Genomic DNA, 17,555 nt, shown 5'->3' on the forward strand with positions numbered 1-17,555 from the left:
GCCGCGCGCGGCCTCGGTGGCGTCTGCGATAACAACGCGCTTGGGGAATGGCGGGGTCAACACGCGTCCTGGACTCCGTTGGTTGACTCATGCCGAAGACGGAGACCCTCGCCGATGCGGAAATCCGCAGCTCAGGGCTGAGGTTCGGTAACTAGAACACTGGAGCTACATTTTCGTCCTGACACGCAAAGCGAATGGTTTCCTTGACGGGCAACATTCCGATAATCAATAGCCACTCTCTGACTGGTGCGTTAGCATAATCTTTATGGCTGGGTGGGGAGTGTCGCGGCACCCTGAATGGGACATGATGTACGCCGCTGGCCTGACGGTGCGTGAAATCGCTGACCGTTGCCGTCAGAACGTCGCCACCGTGAGTCTGCACCTACGAGTCAGGGAGAAGTACTCCCCCGGGCTTCGCGACACGCATGAAGCCGCACTAGCAGCTAGAGGCCCGGATCGCCCTTCGACTCTGTGGCGCAAACGCCTCACCGAAGCTCTGGCTTTCCAGGATATGCATCAGCGTTTACCGCGCAGCGATGGCGACGAAATCGAACGCTCTTTGGCTCACTGGGTCGCTGATCAGCGGCTCTCCTACGCCAAGGGGCGTATGTCTGTGCCGAAGATTGTCCTTCTAGATGACCTGCGGGACTGGCACATTAACGCTCATCAGCAAGAACTCGATCAGAAATGGCGTTATCAACTAGCAGCGGTCAGAGAGTTCATAAACTTCACCGGCAGGTTGCCGCGGTACAGCAAATTCGAGAGTGAACACGAACGGATTCTCGGGGTTTGGTTGCACAATCAGCACCAACGTAGAGCTGAGAACACGCTCCAGCATTGGAGGCTTGCAGCGCTCAACGAGACCTTGCCATCCTGGCATAGCTACGCATGAGCTACCTTCTGTGTATCCAGGGAACTCCTAGCGGTACTGCCCGATCTCAGATCCTGTAGGAACGAGCTCACTCATCACGGCAACCGATATGACCGTCAACGGGCTTTGGACACTGCCTTTTTCAATCCTCAGCCGGCGTCGCGATAGAATCCAGTGATTCATGGGACTAAAGCTCTGTGCTCCCGAATGTGCCGATTATGGGTAGCGAAAAGCTCCAACTCTCCCCTAGCTGGCATCAATAATTGAGTAAAGACTGCGACCCGCCTGGTTCATTAAGTGGAATGAATTCCTAAACGAAAGCTCAGGATTCCCTGCCCCAATCAGCAGCCTGGGAGCCGGAAATGCTCAGCCCTGCCGGGACGCCGGAATCCCGACCGAATCCTCTCCTCCAGCAAGCTCGAGGACCATACGACGTTGAACAAATTTCGTCCACCCGATAAACGGATTTCCACATGAGCCGGAGTAGGTCGCGTCAGGCGCTACAAGGAGTGGACTGAGACATTGACGCGACAAGCATAACTTTTTTGGACCGAACCGGCGACGGCTCCAGCATGGGCCACCCGATACCAAACAAATTGCAGATATTGTGAAGACATATGAGACAGGACGATTGCGCTCCCGAAAGTACGCGTAGTTGCTTTGTCTACTCCCGTCGCTATTGAGTTCCGGACCTATTCAAGGCTCGCGCTGTTATCTCGTCAAAGAGCAATCTGTGTCACCGGCTGCGAGGAGTCGGTCGCGAAGTTCACGCCACTTGGCGCAGCGCCAACTTCCACCAGTTGCGCCCCCAGCGCCGCAACCATCGCCCCATTATCGGTGCACAGGTTAAACGGCGGAACCGTCAGGTCGATGCCAGCCGAGGCGCAGCGGGCCGCCAGCAGCTCGCGTAGCCGAGTGTTGGCCGCCACTCCCCCGCCGAGCAACAGGGTGTTTAGTCCGTTCTCGGTGCAGGCGCGAACCGCCTTGGCGGTGATGACGTCTACGACCGCTTCCTGGAAGGATGCCGCGATATCAGCCACCGGTACTTCCAGCCCCTGGGACTCGAAGTGCTCAACAGCCCGTGATACCGCGGTTTTCAGCCCTGAGAACGAGAAGTTGTAGCGGTGCTTGCCCGGGTTCTCAGCGGTGCCGGTGAACTTGGGCAGGCTCAATCCGCGAGGGAATCGGAATGCCTTGCGGTCTCCCTGGGTAGCGGCCTTGTCAATGGCCGGACCGCCGGGATATCCCAAGCCCAGCAACCGGGCGACCTTGTCATAGGCTTCGCCCGCGGCATCGTCAATCGTTGCGCCGAGCAGCTGTACGTCATCGGTCAGCGAGGTAACCTTAAGGATTTCGGTGTGCCCGCCCGAGACCAGCAGCGCCCCGAACTGGGCGGGCAGCGGCTTGCCGCCGAGGACCCCGACACCCACGTGGGCGACCAGGTGGTTGATGCCGTATAGAGGTTTACCGGTGGCCAGGGCCAGCGCCTTCGCGGCGGCGACACCAACCATCAGTGCACCGGCCAGGCCCGGACCGCTGGTCACGGCAATGGCATCGACTTCATCCAACGTCAGCTTCGCGTCGGCGAGCGCCGCATCGAGGGTCGGGATGAAGGCTTCCAGGTGGGCGCGGGCCGCGATTTCCGGGATGACCCCGCCGAAACGCACGTGCTGATCCATGGAACTGGAGACCGTGTTGGTCAGCAGCTGGGTGCCGCGCACGATGCCGACCCCGGTTTCGTCGCAGGAGGATTCGATGCCCAAGACGATGGGGGCTTTGGACGTGCTCATTTCGTCTCCTCTTCGCGCAGCCGTAGGCGCATGATCAGTGCGTCAGTGCCGTCGCGGTAGTACTTGGCGCGTTCATGGATTTTGGAAAAGTCCAGCGACAGGTACAGCCCGATCGCCACCGGGTTGTCCTTGCGCACTTCTAGCATCACATCGCGGGCGTTGCGTTGCCGGGCACGCTCAATCATCATCTGCATCAGCTTTCGTCCCAGCCCCTGGCCTTGGGCATCGGGATGGATGGCAATGGTCTGCACATCGGCGAAGGGCAGTACGGTGCACAGGCCTGCGTAGCCCAGGATCTGCCCTTCTGCTTCGTACACCCAGTAATCACGGGTTTCGTGCTGGGACAGTTCGGCTTCGAAGAGTTCCACCGGCCAGGCGTCGGCCGGGAAACTGGCCACTTCCAGGGCGTGGACCGCAGGGATGTCCTCTGGCAGCATGGTGCGCAGCACCGGGTTCAGGGACTGAGCTGCTTCATGGCTCATGATTTGGCCTGCCTCATGAACTGTGGAACCTGGGCGTCGGACTCGCGCAGGTAACGTGGGGCGGTATCAGACAGGTCCGCGCCTTCTGCCAATTCGGCGAGCGCACGCGGTCCCAGGTCGGCAGCTCGGGTCAGCCAATCTCGGCTTACGGCGACCGGCTTGGCTCCGGCCTCTTCGAGTTCTTGTGCATAGAGTCCGGCACCTACACCGTGTACTGCCAGGGCCGGTAGTTCCCCGGCGGCCGAGACGTGCGGACCATCCAGCAGCTTGCCGTCAGCGGCGAAGCGTGCCCAGTAGACCTCGCGGCGGCGCGCGTCCGTGGCAATCAGGTATTCGGCGTCCGGCTGCAGTTCGCGGCGCACCCGTTCGGCCAGCGCTCCCAGGGACATGGTCCCGTGCAGCGGCACACCCCATACGTAGGACAGGGTGCGGGCGGCCACCAGGCCCACCCGCAGCCCAGTGAAGGGGCCGGGTCCGGTGCCCACGATGATGCCGGCCAGTTCTTTGCCTTCCAGCCCCGCCTGGGCGAGCAGTTGGTGGATGTAGCTGACCAGGGTTTCGGTTTGGTCGTTGGACCGTTCACTGGTGATTTCGGCGTGCACTGTGCCGTTGGCGTCAATCACGGCCACGGAGGTGTGCGCCGAGGTGTCTATGACCAGGTAGTTGCTCATGGCTGGCCTTCCGGGTTGCTGAAGCTTTTCAAGGTGGCTTCGAGTGCCGCGCGCAGCTGCTCCCAGCGCGCCGGTTCCCAGTCCGGACCGGTGGCGCTTAGTGTCAGGGTGCGCGGTTCATCGTTGCCCTCGTCATCGAATTCCCAGGACGCGGTGGTGGTGTCCGCAGGCAGAGCCGCGCGTGCCAGGGTCAATTCCAGGCGGGAGCTGTTCAGGTGCTCCACCTTGCCGGCGCCCCATTCAACGACGGTCACCGCTTCCGGGGCGGTGGCCTCCAGATCCAGGGTGTCCACTTCGCTGGGGTCGCTCAGCCGGTAGGCGTCCACGTGGACCAGGTTCGGTCCGCCGACCAGGCTGGGGTGTATGCGCGAAAGCACGAAGGTTGGGGAGATGACCCCTTCGCGGACCTGCAGTCCTGCTCCCAGGCCCTGGGTGAGCGTGGTCTTGCCGGCACCCAGTTCCCCGGTGAGGATGACCAGGTCCCCGGCGTGCAGCTGCCGTCCGAGTTCTGCGCCCAGCGCCTGGGTGGCTTCCACGGTGGCCGGATGCAGGGTCAGCTGCTGGGCGTGCCCGTCCTGCTGAATGTGATGCTGCGGGGTGCTAGGCACCGGTGTCCTCTTCCTCGTCCAGGTAGGACTCGCCCCAGCTGCCTTCCAGGTAGATGCGCGGCACGCGCGGGGAGATCCGGGTGACGACCTCGTAGTTGATGGTTCCGGCGGCGTTGGCCCATTCGGTGACCGGCGCGGCGGATTCGCCGAACACCCGGGCGGTGGCGCCCAGGAAGTGTTCCGGATCAATGTCCGGGCCCAGGTCCACCACGCACTGGTCCATGGCAATCCGCCCGCGCACCGGGTAGGTGGTGCCGTGGATGTTCACCGGTGCGCCGGTGGCGATGCGCGGCAGGCCGTCGGCGTACCCGAGCGGGATCAACCCCAAATAGGTTTCCCCGGTGGTGCGGTAGTTCAGTCCGTAGGAGACGCCCTGGTCCTTCTGCACCTTCTTCACGTTGGCGACCCGGGTTTCCAGGGTCATGGCCGGACGCAGTCCGAAGTTGGAGGGTTCCTCGTCCTGGAAGGGGCTGAGCCCATACAGGCCCAAGCCGAGGCGGACCAGATCGTGATGGGAGTCCGGGCGGGAAAGGATGGCCGGGGTGTTGGCGATGTGCCGTACCTCCAGGTCGAATCCGGCCTGCTCCACCTGGGTGATGGCGGCGTCGAAGGCGGCCAGCTGCTCGTCGGTTTCGTGGCGCTGCGGTTCATCGGCAACCGCCAGGTGGGAGAAGATCCCCACCACGCGCAGCAGTCCCTCGTTCTGGTAGGTCATGGCCTGTTCCAGCAGGGTGGGAAGGGTGTCAAGCATGGCGCCGTTGCGTCCCAGCCCGGTATCCAGCTTCAGGTGGATACGCGCGGGGGTTTCCATCTTGCGGGCCGCGGCGGCGATGTGCTCCAGTTCCCAGCCGGAGACGCCCAGGTCAATGTTGGCGGCGACCGCCTGGTCGAAGGGGGTGTCCGCGGTATGCAGCCAGGCCAGCAGGGGGGCGTCGATGCCCTTGGCCCGCAACGCCAGTGCCTCGGTGACGTGGGCGCAACCGATCCAGCTGACCCCGGCTTCCAGTGCCGCCCGGGCCACCCGGTAGGCGCCGTGGCCGTAGCCGTCGGCCTTCACCACGGCCATGACCTTGGCCGGGGCCACCAGGTCGGTCACCTGGCGCACGTTGTTTCGGATTGCTGACAGGTCCACCAGGGCTCGGCGTTCCCACGGGGCACTCATGGGATCGCCGCCGGGTGCTGCTTGCTGCTCTACCACTTCAAAGTTCACATCTGCTATCTTCGCACTTTTCGCTTCTCTGCGCGCGCGACACCGGTTCGCTAGGACGTCACGCGCGCTAAGGCGGGGTGCATCTTGGCTGTGAACCGTGATGCACCCCGCAAGGTTGGCTGATGTGGGTGAGGGACTGGCCTTTAGCGCAGGGTGCGCAGTTCGTCGCGGATCTGTTCCAGCAGCGCCAGCTGCGGATCCGGCTCCTCTTCCTCTTCCTCCAGGCCGCGGTGACGCTTCAGGGCCTCGGTGGCCTTGGTCATCGGCAGCACGATCACGAAGTAGACGGCGGCGGCAATGAGCAGGAAGTTGACCAGGGCGGTGAGGAAGACACCCACCTGGATCAGGTTGCCGTTGATGTTGAACACCAGGAAGTCGTCAAAGCTCGGCGCACCGACCAGTGCGGAGATCAACGGCATCAACACACTATCCACCAATGCGTTGACCACGGCGCCGAAAGCGGCACCAATCACGACGGCAACGGCGAGGTCGACAACGTTGCCCTGCATTATGAAATCGCGGAAACCCTTTAGCATGGGTCGATCATACACATGGATAAACTCTGAAAGAGCTTCATCTAGGAATATTTTCTAAAGAATTTGTAGCCCGTTGCCGATATTTTGAGCGTACTCTCAGATTTTACGCAGCAGCATCCGAGTGACCGAATGATCCCCGCTTTTACGCAGCACCAACTGCGCGCGCCCGCGCGTTGGCAGCACGTTCTCCTTCAGGTTCGGCTCGTTGATGCTCTTCCAGATGCGCCGGGCGGTGGCGCGGGCCTCGAAGTCACTGAGCTTGGAGTAGCGGTGGAAGTAACTGGCCGGGTCCAGGAACGCACCGGAGCGCAGCTTCATGAAGCGGCTGATGTACCACTCCTCAATATCGCTGGTGCGCGCATCAACATAGACGGAGAAGTCAAAGAAGTCGCTGAGCGCGAGCCCCACGGTGCCATCCGAACGGGTGCGGGCCGGCTGCAGCACGTTCAGCCCCTCGACAATCAGCACCTGCGGCGAGCGCACCACGTTGCGCTCATCGGGCAGGATGTCGTAGGTCAGGTGCGAGTAGACCGGGGCGTTGACTTCCGGGGCGCCGGACTTCACCGCCGAGACAAAGCGCAGCAGCGCACGGCGGTCATAGGATTCGGGGAAGCCCTTGCGTTCCATCAGGCCCCGGCGTTCCAACTCGGCGTTCGGGTAGAGGAACCCGTCGGTGGTGATCAGCTGCACGTCCGGGGTTTGCGGCCAACGCCGCAGCATCTCCTGCAGCACGCGCGCGGTGGTGGACTTGCCCACCGCCACCGAACCGGCCACCCCGATCACGAAGGGAGTTTGGCGGGTCTTCTCCCCCAAAAAGGTCATGGTCGCCTGGTGGGTGGCCCCGGCACCGGTGACATAGAGGTACAGCAGCCGGCTCAAGGGCAGATACACGTCGCGGACCTCACGCAGGTCCAGGCCGTCGCCCAGACCACGCAGCCGTTCAATGTCCTCCACATTCAGCGGCTGCTCCATTTTGTTGGACAACCGAGCCCAGGTTTGCCGGTCAAGTTCGACAAACGGGGAGATCGAGGTGTCCTGAAGCTGCGTTGGTTCCACGAGAGGAAATTGTGCCAACTTTTGACCTCACACCCAAACAGGAGACTGGCCCGTGACTCATAACACAGGTTTTTCTGGCGGGACGGTATCACATTTTCTATCTGCCGGGCACCGTCAAAAGGTAGGCTTTCTGGCATGTGCGGAATTGTTGGATATGCAGGTACACCGACCGGAAACAACGGTCATGATGCGTTAGAGGTCCTCATCGAGGGCCTGCGCCGGTTGGAATACCGGGGCTACGACTCGGCAGGGGTTGCGGTCGTCGCCGACGGCGCCATCCATGCCCGGAAGAAGGCCGGCAAGCTGGCCAACTTGGAAAACGAAATCAGCGAGAACCCGCTGCCGGTCTCCCAGACCGGTATCGGCCACACCCGCTGGGCCACCCACGGCGGGCCCACCGACGTCAATGCGCATCCGCATCTGGCGGACAACGGCAACCTGGCCGTCATCCACAACGGCATCATCGAGAACTTCGCCGAAATCAAGGCCCAGCTGCTGGCCGAGGGCGTGCAGTTCCTGTCCGAGACCGACACCGAGGTTGCCGCGGCACTGCTGGGCAAGACCTACCGCGAGCTGGGCACCGGGGACCTGACCGAGGCGCTGCGGCAGACCGTGAACCACCTGGAGGGTGCCTTCACCCTGCTGGCCACCCACAAGGACCACCCGGGCGTCGTGGTGGCCGCCCGCCGCAACTCCCCACTGGTACTGGGCCTGGGCGAGGGCGAAAACTTCCTGGGCTCGGATGTCTCGGGCTTCATTGACTTCACCCGCCGGGCGGTGGAACTGGGGCAGGACCAGATCGTGACCATCACCCCGGACACCCACCAGATCATCGGCTTTGACGGTGAGAGCGCCCAGGGCAAGGAATTCACCGTGGACTGGGATGCGGCCAGCGCCGAAAAGGGCGGCTTCCCCTCCTTCATGGAGAAGGAAATCTACGACCAGCCCGCCGCGGTGGCCGACACCCTGCTGGGCCGTTCGGACGCCGAGGGCCGGATGACCCTTGATGAGCTGCGCATTGACGCCGAGGAACTGGCCAACGTCACCAAGATCGTGGTGCTGGCCTGCGGCACCAGCGCCTACGCGGGGTCGGTGGCCAAGTACGCCATCGAGTCCTGGTGCCGGATCCCGGTGGAGGTCGAGCTCTCCCACGAGTTCCGCTACCGTGAGCCGATCGTGGATGCGAACACCCTGATCGTCTCCATCTCCCAGTCCGGGGAAACCATGGACACCCTGATGGCCGTGCGCTATGCCAAGGAGCAGGGCGCGAAGACCCTGTCCATCTGCAACACCAACGGGTCCACCATCCCGCGTGAATCCGATGCGGTACTCTATACCCACGCCGGTCCGGAGATCGCGGTGGCCTCCACCAAGGCGTTCCTGGCCCAGATCACCGCCACCTACATCCTGGGCCTCTACCTGGCCCAGCTGCGCGGGAACCTGTTCAGCGGTCAGATCAAGGACATCATGGCCGACCTGGGCAAGATCCCGGCCAAGATCCAGGACATCCTGGACCGCTCGGATGCCATCCGCGAACTGGCCCGCTCCATGGCCGACGCCACCTCGGTGCTGTTCCTGGGTCGCCACGTCGGCTACCCGGTGGCCATGGAGGGCGCGCTGAAGCTGAAGGAAATCGCCTACATCCACGCCGAGGGCTTCGCCGCCGGTGAGCTGAAGCACGGCCCGATCGCGTTGATCGATGACGGCCAGCCGGTGTTCGTGGTGGTCCCCTCCCCGCGTGGGCGGGACTCGCTGCACTCCAAGGTTGTCTCGAACATCCAGGAAGTGCGCGCCCGCGGCGCCAAGACCCTGGTGTTGGCCGAGGAAGGCGACGAGGCGGTCAAGGCCTACGGTGAGTTCGTCTTCTACCTGCCCGAGACCCCGACCCTGCTGATGCCGCTGCTGGCCACGGTGCCGCTGCAGCTGTTCGCCTGCGAGTTGGCTACCGCCAAGGGGTATGACGTGGACCAGCCGCGCAACCTGGCCAAGTCGGTCACCGTCGAGTAAACGGCCCCCTCTGGCAACGGCCGGGCACCACCTGCAGGTGGTGCCCGGCCGTTGTCTCGTTCACCCTGGGCACTACCGGCCCGACCGTTCTGATCCCCTAGGCTAGGAAGCATGATCGCAGGAATTGGCGTGGACATTGTCGATGTGCCACGTTTTGGACGCCAGCTGGAACGCACCCCCGCATTGGAAGGGCGCCTGTTTACCCCGGAAGAGCGCGGCCTGCCGTTGCGCTCGCTGGCGGCCCGTTTCGCCGCCAAGGAGGCCATTGCCAAGGCGCTGGGCGCCCCGGCGGGTATGAACTGGCAGGACTGCTCCATTATCAAGGACGCGGCCGGGGACCCGCAGGTGCACGTGACGGGTAGTGTGGCCACCGCCGCGGCGCTGCGCGGCATCCACTCCTGGCATCTGTCCCTGAGCCATGACGGGGACATGGCGGTGGCGATGGTGGTCGCCGAGCGCGCCTAGTGCCGCTACTATCCCGCCACCCCGGCTGGGAGTTTACGACACGGGACGCCTTAAACCTCACCATGCCAAGCTACGGTGAGTATTCTGAATCTATGATCCCCGTCTTCAGTGTTGCGCAGGTCCGAACGGTTGAGAAGGCCGAAATTTCCCGGCGAGGCTCCGAGGAACTGATGAAGCAGGCGGCCGCCGCGGTCAGCGACGCGGCCGTGCAGCTGCTGCACGGCGAGCCGGGGAAGAACATCGTCGGGTTGATCGGCCCGGGCAACAACGGCGGAGACGGGCTCTACGCGCTGGCGAACCTGGCCCGCCAGGGACACAACGCCACCGCGGTGCTGCTCAGCGAGAAGTCCCACGCCCCGGCGCTGGAGGAACTGCGCACCGCCGGGGGCACCATCACCACCGCCGCGGACGCGCCGCAGGCGGCCTCCGGTGCCGATCTGGTGATCGATGCCATTTACGGTCTGGGCTACCGCCCTGGTGCCAAGCTGCCCACCGTCCCGCGCGGCGTGCCCGTGTTGGCGGTGGACGTGCCCTCCGGGCTGGATGCTGCCACCGGTGCCGCGGATGACGCGGCGCTCCCCGCCGTCCGCACCGTGACGTTCGGAGCCCTGAAGGAGGGCCTGCTGACCGGTGACGGGCCGCTGCTGACCGGGGAACTGTCCCTGGTGACCCTCGACTTTGATTTTTCCGCCCAGTCCCCCATGGCCTGGCTGGTGGACCCCGAGGCTGCCGGGCAGCTGCTGGACGAACACCGCAGCTGGCGGGACGCCGCCCGCCACAAGTACCAGCGCGGCGTGCTGGGCCTGATCGCCGGTTCCGACCGCTACCCGGGCGCCGCCCAGCTGACCGCCCGTGCCGCCCTGAATGCCGGGGTGGGGCTGCTGCGCAGCCACATGCCCGACAAGGTGCAGGCCTACATGGCGGCCAGCGCCCCCGAGGCGGTACCGCTGGGCGATCAGGAGGTCGCCGAGGCGCTCTCCCAGTCCCGGCGCCACCTGCATGGGCGCGGGGCGAAGATTTCGGCGTGGGCGATTGGACCGGGTCTGGACCCCTCGGGCCAGCCGTCCGAGGTGATTGGCAAGGTCTTCAGCAGCCGCCAGCCGGCGGTCATCGATGCCAGCGGGCTGGAGATTGTCCCGGCCGGACCCAGTGAGCAGCCACGGGTGCTCACCCCGCACGCCAAGGAGCTGCGGATGCTGCTGCGCCGCGCCGGGATCACCGTTACCGCCCAGGACATTGCCGAGGAGCCGCAGAAGTGGACCCGGTGGGCGGCGCTGTCCTACAACGCGGTGGTGCTGCTGAAGGGGCCAACGAACTACATTGTGGAGCCCGGGGGCAAGACCCTGGTGGTCTGCCACACCAGCCCGAAGCTGGCGACTGCCGGCAGCGGGGATGTGCTCACCGGCATCCTGGGCACCCTGCTCAGCGACTCCTCGCTCACCGGCGTGCAGGGCACCGCGCTGGTCAGCAACCAGCGGCTGCTGGAGCTGACCGCCTGCGCCGCGGTGATCCACGGCGAGGTGGGACGCGTCGCCGCCGAGGACTCCACGGTGTGCGCCACCCGGCTGATCGAGGTGCTGCCCCGGGTGATGGCCCGCTTCGGCTTCTAGCCGCCGCCAGGCGACCAAGGGCCCGGCCGCAGACCCGCAGGAGCAGCGATCCTGTGGGTCTGGGGCCGGGCCCTTGGGGTTTTTGCGGATGTCCGGCGGCTCTTTTTCTGCTGCCGGGCGTCGCCGTACCTAGTTGTCGGTGCCCGGAACGGGCACCACGGTCAGTGACTGGGTCTGCAGTTCGGGGCTGGCCACCTCGAAGCGCTCCCCCGGACCGGTGATGGTCCACCCGGCCTCCCGCCACAGGGTCCGGTTCAGCACGTTGCGCCCGTCAATCAACTGCCGCTGGCGCACCACGGCGCCGAGCTGTTCGGGCTGCAGTTCACGGAATTCGGCCCATTCGGTCAGCAGCAGCACCGCATCGGCGTCCGCCGCGGCCTCCTTCCAGGAATCCACGTAGTGCAGGCGCGGGAAGCGGCGCCGGGCGTTGTCGTTGCCTTCCGGGTCATACACGGACACGTCCGCTCCGGAGTTGTAGAGCCGTACCGCGATGTCCAGGGCCGGCGAGTCACGCACGTCGTCGCTGTCGGGCTTGAACGTCACCCCCAGCACGCACACGTGCTTGCCGGCCAGGTTGTAATCCAGCATGGCCTCGGCCAGCGCGACCACCCGGTCGCGGCGGCGCAGGTTGATCTGGTCCACCTCGGCCAGGAACCCCATGGTCTGGCTCAGCCCGAGCTCGGAGACCCGGGCCTGCAGGGCACGGATGTCCTTGGGCAGACAGCCACCGCCAAAGCCCACCCCGGCGTTCAAAAAGCGCCGTCCGATCCGGGCGTCATACCCGATGGCGTCGGCCAGGGTGCGGATGTCCCCGCCCACGGTTTCGGTGACCTCGGCGAAGGCGTTGATGAAGGAGATCTTGGTGGCCAGGAACGCGTTGGCAGCGACCTTGACCAGTTCACTGGTTTCCAGGTCGGTGACCACCTCGGGGGTGTCCTGGGCCAGGATGTCGGCGTAGACCTCCCGCAGCCGGGCCAGGTCCTGTTCGTTCTGCACCCCGTAGACCAGCCGGTCAGGGCGCAGGGTGTCCTTGACGGCGAATCCCTCGCGCAGGAACTCGGGGTTCCAGGCCAGGGAGATGTCGCTGCCGGGCCTGGCGGCGGCCTTGATGCGTTCGCTCAGCCGGCGGGCGGTGCCCACCGGCACGGTGGACTTGCCCACGATCAGGGCGCGGCCGGTGACGTGTTCGAGCAGGCTGTCCACCGCGCCGTCCACGTAGCTCATGTCCGCGGATTGCGAGTCGGTGCGCTGTGGGGTGCCCACGGTGATGAAGTGGATGTCCGCCGCCGCGGCGACTTCGGCGTAGGAGTCGGTGAATCGCAGCCGTCCGCCGGCCACGTGCTTCTGCAGCAGCTCAGGCAGCCCGGGTTCGTGGAAGGGCAGGATGCCACGCGAGAGCGCGTCCAGCTTCTCCCGGTCCACGTCCAGGCCAATGACTTCAAAGCCCAGTTCGGCCATGCAGGCGGCATGGGTGGCACCCAGGTATCCGGTGCCGATAACACTCACGCGTAGACTCATGTTCTACCCCCATCAGTTGCTGCCCGCCGTTTGGGCGGGCCGGTGTTGGCCGCGTCGCCGTGAGTTTATGGCCCGCAGCATTCGGGCAGGGCGGGATGTTGCCCAACCAGCGGCAAACACTGGATAAATTCTCGTCCCGGACCCGGCACGGGCCGGATCCGGGACGCAGGTGTTACAACGGTGTGTTGGCGTTCCTAGAGCGCCAGGTGCTGCAGGACCGCGGCGGCCAGCAGTTCGGCTTCGCTGCGGGCCTGTTCCTGGCTTCCGGCCTCCACCATCACCCGTACCACCGGTTCGGTGCCCGAGGGGCGCAGCAGCACCCGGCCGGTGCTGCCCAGGCGTTCCTCGGAGACGGCGACCGCGGCCATGACCTCGGCGCTGTCGTGCACGGCGGCCTTGTCCACCCCGCGCACATTGATCAGCACCTGCGGCAGCACCGTGAGCACCTGGGCCAGTTCCTTCAGGGACTGGCCCGAGGCCTTGACCCGGGCGGCCAGCTGCAGCCCGGTGAGCACCCCGTCACCGGTGGTGGCGTATTCGCTGAAGATCACGTGCCCGGACTGTTCCCCGCCCAGCGAGTAGCCTCCGGCGTTCATCTCCTCCAGCACGTAGCGGTCCCCCACCCCGGTTTCCCGGATGGTGATCCCGTTGGCTTCCATGGCCAGTTTCAGACCCAGGTTGCTCATGACGGTGGCGACCAGCACGTCATCCTTCAGCTTGCCCTGTTCCTTCAGGGCCAGGGCCATGATGGCCATGATCTGGTCCCCGTCGATGACGGTGCCTTCGTGGTCCACCGCCAGGCAGCGGTCCGCGTCCCCGTCGTGGGCGATGCCCAGGTCCGCGCCGTGCTCCACGACGGCGGCCTGCAGCTTCTCCAGGTGGGTGGAACCGTAGCCGTCATTGATGTTCACGCCATCGGGTTCGGCCCCAATGACCACGACCTCGGCACCGGCTGCGTTGAACACCTCCGGGGAGCAGCCCGAAGCGGCGCCGTGGGCGCAGTCCAGCACCACTTTCAGCCCATCCAGGCGATTGGGCAGGGTCTGCAGCAGGTGGATCACGTAGCGGTCCTCAGCGTCGGCGAAACGCGAGACCCGTCCCACCGCTCCCCCGGTGGGGCGCGGCGGCTCCATCTGCAGGCACGCCTCGATGGCGTCCTCCAGCGAGTCGTCCAGCTTCTTCCCGCCGCGGGCCAGGAACTTGATGCCGTTATCGGGCGCCGGGTTGTGGGAGGCGGAGATCATCACGCCAAAGTCGGCCCCGAGGTCGCCTACCAGGAATGCGGCGGCGGGGGTCGGCAGGGTGCCGGCGTCCTTCACGTCCACACCGGAGGCCGAAAGGCCCGCTTCAATCGCAGCGGAGAGGAAGTCGCCGCTGATGCGCGGGTCCTTAGCCACTACGGCTACCGGGCGCCGGCCGTCTTCAGACTGGCTCAACCCCAGAACCACCGAGGCGGCTTGCGACAGACGCATCGCCAGCTCCGGTGTCAACAGTTCATTCGCTTTTCCACGGACCCCATCGGTCCCAAATAACCTTGCCATCGTCCACCATCATATGCCTTGAACGGGGCGAAAAAGCGCTGATTTGGGTGCCGGAACCCCATTCGTGAGTGAAATTTGATGCTCGTCGCACCGCCCGGGCAGCGGTTTTTCACATTAGTGCTTTAAAAGGGACAAACCCCACACCCGGAAGATCCCGGGAATGGGGTTTGTCCTGCGCAGGTACTGCTTAGCGCTTGGAGAACTGCGAGGCCTTGCGGGCCTTCTTCAGACCGGCCTTCTTGCGCTCGATGACGCGGGCGTCGCGAGTCAGGTAACCGGCCTTCTTCAGGGTCGGACGGTTGGCGTCGCGGTCGATCTCGTTCAGCGCGCGGGCGATGCCCAGGCGCAGTGCACCGGCCTGGCCGGAGGGGCCACCGCCGTGGATGCGGGCGAACACGTCGTAGGAACCTTCAAGGCCCAGGACCTTGAACGGCTCGTTGACGTCCTGCTGGTGCAGCTTGTTCGGGAAGTAGGTTGCCAGGTCGCGACCGTTCAGGGTCCAGGTGCCGTTGCCCGGCACCAGGCGCACGCGGGCGATGGCCTGCTTGCGGCGTCCCACGGCTCCACCGGACACGGTCAGCGGCGCGCGCTCGACGTCGCCGCCGGCAGCTGCGGCCGGGGCCGACTCGGTGGTGTAGGTCGACGGGGTGTCGCCTTCGAATTCGTTGATCTCTTCAGCGTTCTGAGCCACGATTATCTCCTAATAAGTTTTTCTTCTCGGGGCCAGGACTACTGGGCGACCTGGGTGATTTCGAACGGCTTCGGAGCCTGGGCCGCGTGCGGGTGCTCAGCGCCACGGTAGACCTTCAGCTTGCTCAGCTGGGCTGCGGCAATCTTGTTCTTCGGCAGCATGCCCTTGATGGCCTTCTCGACAGCCTGAACCGGGTTCTTCTCCAGCAGTTCGGCGTAGTTCGAGCTCTTCAGACCGCCCGGGAAACCGGAGTGGCGGTAAGCGCGCTTCTGCACCAGCTTGTTGCCGGTCAGGGCAACCTTCTCAGCGTTGATGATGATGACGTGGTCGCCCATGTCCATATGCGAGGCGAAAGTAGCCTTGTGCTTGCCGCGCAGCAAGGTCGCTGCTTCGACAGCCAGGCGGCCGAGCACAACATCGGTGGCGTCAATGACGTGCCACTGACGGGTCTGGTCAGCCGGCTTAGGGGTGTACGTACGCACAGTAATTGCCTTACGTTGATTCGTTTCTGGTCAAACAGCTGCAGGTGTCATGGCGTGAGATCCATCAGGGACAAGCACTGTCGTGTTTACTTTGTGTCAGGACCAGTACGTCAGGTGAGGACTGATTTAACCGGCCGTCCAGGTGGTGTTCGCATGCCCAGCAGACCAGCGGCTATGCAACTAAGCCGTCACGCTGTGGCATGTAGTGTCGAACGTGGACATACACAACTTTCACAAGTTTAGCCGATTAATGGGCCAGCACACAATTCGGCTAGTGGGCCCGGTGGGGCCCAAATGCCCGCAATGACGGGTATTTTCCGTCACAGTCCCCAAGCCCACCTGTCAATCAGCTACCGCCCGGATTCCGCCGAAGTGCTCTTCGCCGGGTGCTCTTCGTGGCCCTGAGCGGTGGCGGTGCCTTCCTCCACGAGCGCCCCGGTGGCCTCATCGGCGCGGCGCCGGGCCCTGGTCTGCTCGGCCCGGGCCAGCAGCTGCCCGGCCTGCGGGTAGCGCACCTCCTCCAGGACCAGGGCGCGCGGGTGGGCCAGTTTCGTCTTCGAATCGCGCACCATGGCCTGCAGCCGGTCGGCGAGGAAGCCCTGGGTTTCCCGCCCGTCCCCCACCATCAGCGCGGCCCCGATCAGGGCGCGCACCATGTTGTGACAGAAGGCGTCCGCGACCAGGTGGGCGGTGATGATCCCGTCTCCGCCCCTGGTAAAGGAGAACTCCTGCAGGGTGCGGATGGTGGTGGCATCGGGGCGAGGCTTGCAGTAGGAGAGGAAGTCGTGGCGGCCCAGCACGCTGCGCGCCTCGGCGTCCATCAGCTGCACATCCAGTTCCTCTCGGTGCCACATGGTGATCTGCCGGGTCAGTGGGTCCCAGCGGTGCAGCCCGTCCGCAATGCGGTAGGAGTAGCGGCGCTGCAGGGCCGAGAAGCGGGCGTCAAAGCCCGGCTCGGCCACGGCCGCGTCATGGATGAGCACGGCCCCCTCCTGGCTGGCCAGGATCCCGTTCAGCCGGCGCACCAACGCCTTGGCGGGGCTCAGCGGTGAGCGCCGCGGCAGCGCCTCGTATTCGGTGGGGGTCAAATCAAAGTGGACCATCTGGTTCCGGGCGTGCACCCCGGCGTCGGTGCGCCCGGCCACAACCACCCGGACCTGGCGGCGCACCAGGGTGGCCAGCCCCTCCTCGATCAGCTGCTGGACCCCGAGCACGTTTGGCTGCCGGGCCCACCCGTGGAACTGGGAGCCGTCATAGCCCAGGCGCATCCGCATCCGCACCGTGGCCGGTTCGCTGGAACCGGACGCCACGGTGGCGCCCAGCGGGTGGGTTTCGGGTGCTGGGGTGCTCATGGGTTCCATTATCCAATCTGTGTCCGGCGTCCTGCCAAATCCGGTGGTGGTCCCGCCCGCCGTTGCCGGCAGGCGCAGCAACCTCGAGAAGAGCAGCGGGCTTTGGTGGGCGTTTAAGCACCGAACCCCGGAAGCATGCGCTTCCGGGGTTCGGTGACCGAGGTGGCCCGTGCGTGCGGGCCGTGGGCCTTAGGCCTCTTCGGTGGCCTCAGGGGCGGCGTTCTCGGCAGCCTTTTCGGCTTCCTTCACGACGGCCTGCTTCGGCGAAACCGGCTCCATGACCAGTTCGATGACAGCCATCGGGGCGTTGTCGCCCTTGCGGTTGCCAATCTTGGTGATGCGGGTGTAGCCGCCTTCACGGTTGGCCATCACCGGGGCGATGTTCTCGAACAGCTCGTGAACGATCGACTTGTTGGTGCGGCTGCGCGATGCGATCACGGACTGCACGCGACGACGCGAGGCCAGGTCTCCGCGCTTGGCGAAGGTGATCAGGCGCTCGGCGTGCGGGGCCAGGCGCTTGGCGCGGTTCAGGGTGGTGGTGATCTGCTTGTTCTCGAACAGCTGGGCAGACAGGTTGGCGAGGATCAGTCGCTCGTGAGCTGCGCTGCCGCCGAGACGCGGACCCTTGGTGGGGGTTGGCATTGGTGTTCTCCTAGATGAATAAT

At 65.0% G+C, this 17,555-nt stretch carries 16 protein-coding genes and 1 pseudogene; 4 read left to right on the forward strand and 13 right to left on the reverse strand.

The window, feature by feature from the left end; translation table 11 throughout:
- Positions 1–304 precede the first annotated feature (304 nt).
- Entirely contained in the window at positions 305–892 is a 588-nt protein-coding gene (locus AC6I21_RS10675; protein ID WP_497762363.1) for a helicase associated domain-containing protein, read from the forward strand.
- A gap of 698 nt (positions 893–1,590) precedes the next feature.
- On the opposite strand, the gene tsaD is transcribed toward AC6I21_RS10675, so the two are convergent.
- The 7 genes from tsaD to coaA all read right to left on the reverse strand — a co-directional run bounded on the left by tsaD (position 1,591) and on the right by coaA (position 7,224).
- Positions 1,591–2,661: a tRNA (adenosine(37)-N6)-threonylcarbamoyltransferase complex transferase subunit TsaD gene (gene tsaD, locus AC6I21_RS10680; RefSeq protein ID WP_497762364.1), complete on the reverse strand. Its 1,071-nt coding sequence runs from the start codon at positions 2,659–2,661 to the stop codon at positions 1,591–1,593.
- Positions 2,658–3,143: a ribosomal protein S18-alanine N-acetyltransferase gene (rimI, locus tag AC6I21_RS10685; RefSeq protein ID WP_497762365.1), complete on the reverse strand. Its 486-nt coding sequence runs from the start codon at positions 3,141–3,143 to the stop codon at positions 2,658–2,660. The genes tsaD and rimI overlap by 4 nt, the downstream gene beginning before the upstream one ends.
- The gene (gene tsaB, locus AC6I21_RS10690; RefSeq protein WP_497762366.1) at positions 3,140–3,814 is read right to left on the reverse strand and encodes a tRNA (adenosine(37)-N6)-threonylcarbamoyltransferase complex dimerization subunit type 1 TsaB; all 675 of its coding nucleotides are present in this window, start codon (positions 3,812–3,814) and stop codon (positions 3,140–3,142) included. The genes rimI and tsaB overlap by 4 nt, the downstream gene beginning before the upstream one ends.
- On the reverse strand, positions 3,811–4,422 hold the full coding sequence (gene tsaE / locus AC6I21_RS10695) for a tRNA (adenosine(37)-N6)-threonylcarbamoyltransferase complex ATPase subunit type 1 TsaE (protein ID WP_497762367.1): 612 nt from the start codon (positions 4,420–4,422) through the stop codon (positions 3,811–3,813). The genes tsaB and tsaE overlap by 4 nt, the downstream gene beginning before the upstream one ends.
- Positions 4,415–5,584: an alanine racemase gene (gene alr / locus AC6I21_RS10700; protein WP_497762368.1), complete on the reverse strand. Its 1,170-nt coding sequence runs from the start codon at positions 5,582–5,584 to the stop codon at positions 4,415–4,417. The genes tsaE and alr overlap by 8 nt, the downstream gene beginning before the upstream one ends.
- A gap of 191 nt (positions 5,585–5,775) precedes the next feature.
- On the reverse strand, positions 5,776–6,168 hold the full coding sequence (gene mscL / locus AC6I21_RS10705; protein WP_138177264.1) for a large conductance mechanosensitive channel protein MscL: 393 nt from the start codon (positions 6,166–6,168) through the stop codon (positions 5,776–5,778).
- Positions 6,169–6,264: 96 nt separating this feature from the next.
- Entirely contained in the window at positions 6,265–7,224 is a 960-nt protein-coding gene (gene coaA, locus AC6I21_RS10710) for a type I pantothenate kinase (protein ID WP_421014011.1), read from the reverse strand.
- A 135-nt stretch (positions 7,225–7,359) separates the two neighbouring features.
- On the opposite strand from coaA, the gene glmS reads away from it, so the two are divergent.
- The 3 genes from glmS to AC6I21_RS10725 all read left to right on the forward strand — a co-directional run bounded on the left by glmS (position 7,360) and on the right by AC6I21_RS10725 (position 11,306).
- A complete protein-coding gene (gene glmS / locus AC6I21_RS10715; RefSeq protein WP_138177258.1) occupies positions 7,360–9,231 on the forward strand; it encodes a glutamine--fructose-6-phosphate transaminase (isomerizing) in 1,872 nt (623 codons plus the stop codon).
- Between the two features lie 111 nt (positions 9,232–9,342).
- On the forward strand, positions 9,343–9,696 hold the full coding sequence (locus AC6I21_RS10720) for a holo-ACP synthase (protein ID WP_138177255.1): 354 nt from the start codon (positions 9,343–9,345) through the stop codon (positions 9,694–9,696).
- A gap of 170 nt (positions 9,697–9,866) precedes the next feature.
- Complete coding sequence (locus tag AC6I21_RS10725) at positions 9,867–11,306, forward strand: NAD(P)H-hydrate dehydratase (protein ID WP_497762370.1); 1,440 nt, start codon at positions 9,867–9,869, stop codon at positions 11,304–11,306.
- 129 nt (positions 11,307–11,435) lie between these two features.
- On the opposite strand, the gene AC6I21_RS10730 is transcribed toward AC6I21_RS10725, so the two are convergent.
- The 6 genes and pseudogenes from AC6I21_RS10730 to rplQ all read right to left on the reverse strand — a co-directional run.
- On the reverse strand, positions 11,436–12,824 hold the full coding sequence (locus AC6I21_RS10730) for a UDP-glucose dehydrogenase family protein (protein ID WP_497762371.1): 1,389 nt from the start codon (positions 12,822–12,824) through the stop codon (positions 11,436–11,438).
- A 194-nt stretch (positions 12,825–13,018) separates the two neighbouring features.
- Positions 13,019–14,365, reverse strand: coding sequence for a phosphoglucosamine mutase (glmM, locus tag AC6I21_RS10735; protein ID WP_497762372.1), 1,347 nt, complete (start codon positions 14,363–14,365; stop codon positions 13,019–13,021).
- 187 nt (positions 14,366–14,552) lie between these two features.
- The gene (gene rpsI / locus AC6I21_RS10740) at positions 14,553–15,056 is read right to left on the reverse strand and encodes a 30S ribosomal protein S9 (protein ID WP_138177243.1); all 504 of its coding nucleotides are present in this window, start codon (positions 15,054–15,056) and stop codon (positions 14,553–14,555) included.
- Positions 15,057–15,094: 38 nt separating this feature from the next.
- Complete coding sequence (gene rplM / locus AC6I21_RS10745; protein ID WP_138177241.1) at positions 15,095–15,538, reverse strand: 50S ribosomal protein L13; 444 nt, start codon at positions 15,536–15,538, stop codon at positions 15,095–15,097.
- A gap of 350 nt (positions 15,539–15,888) precedes the next feature.
- Complete coding sequence (truA, locus tag AC6I21_RS10750) at positions 15,889–16,890, reverse strand: tRNA pseudouridine(38-40) synthase TruA (protein ID WP_138177238.1); 1,002 nt, start codon at positions 16,888–16,890, stop codon at positions 15,889–15,891.
- Positions 16,891–17,085: 195 nt separating this feature from the next.
- Positions 17,086–17,532: pseudogene (gene rplQ, locus AC6I21_RS10755) on the reverse strand (50S ribosomal protein L17); the annotation flags it as partial.
- Positions 17,533–17,555 lie beyond the last annotated feature (23 nt).

It is taken from the genome of Glutamicibacter sp. St.4D3, assembly GCF_059728615.1.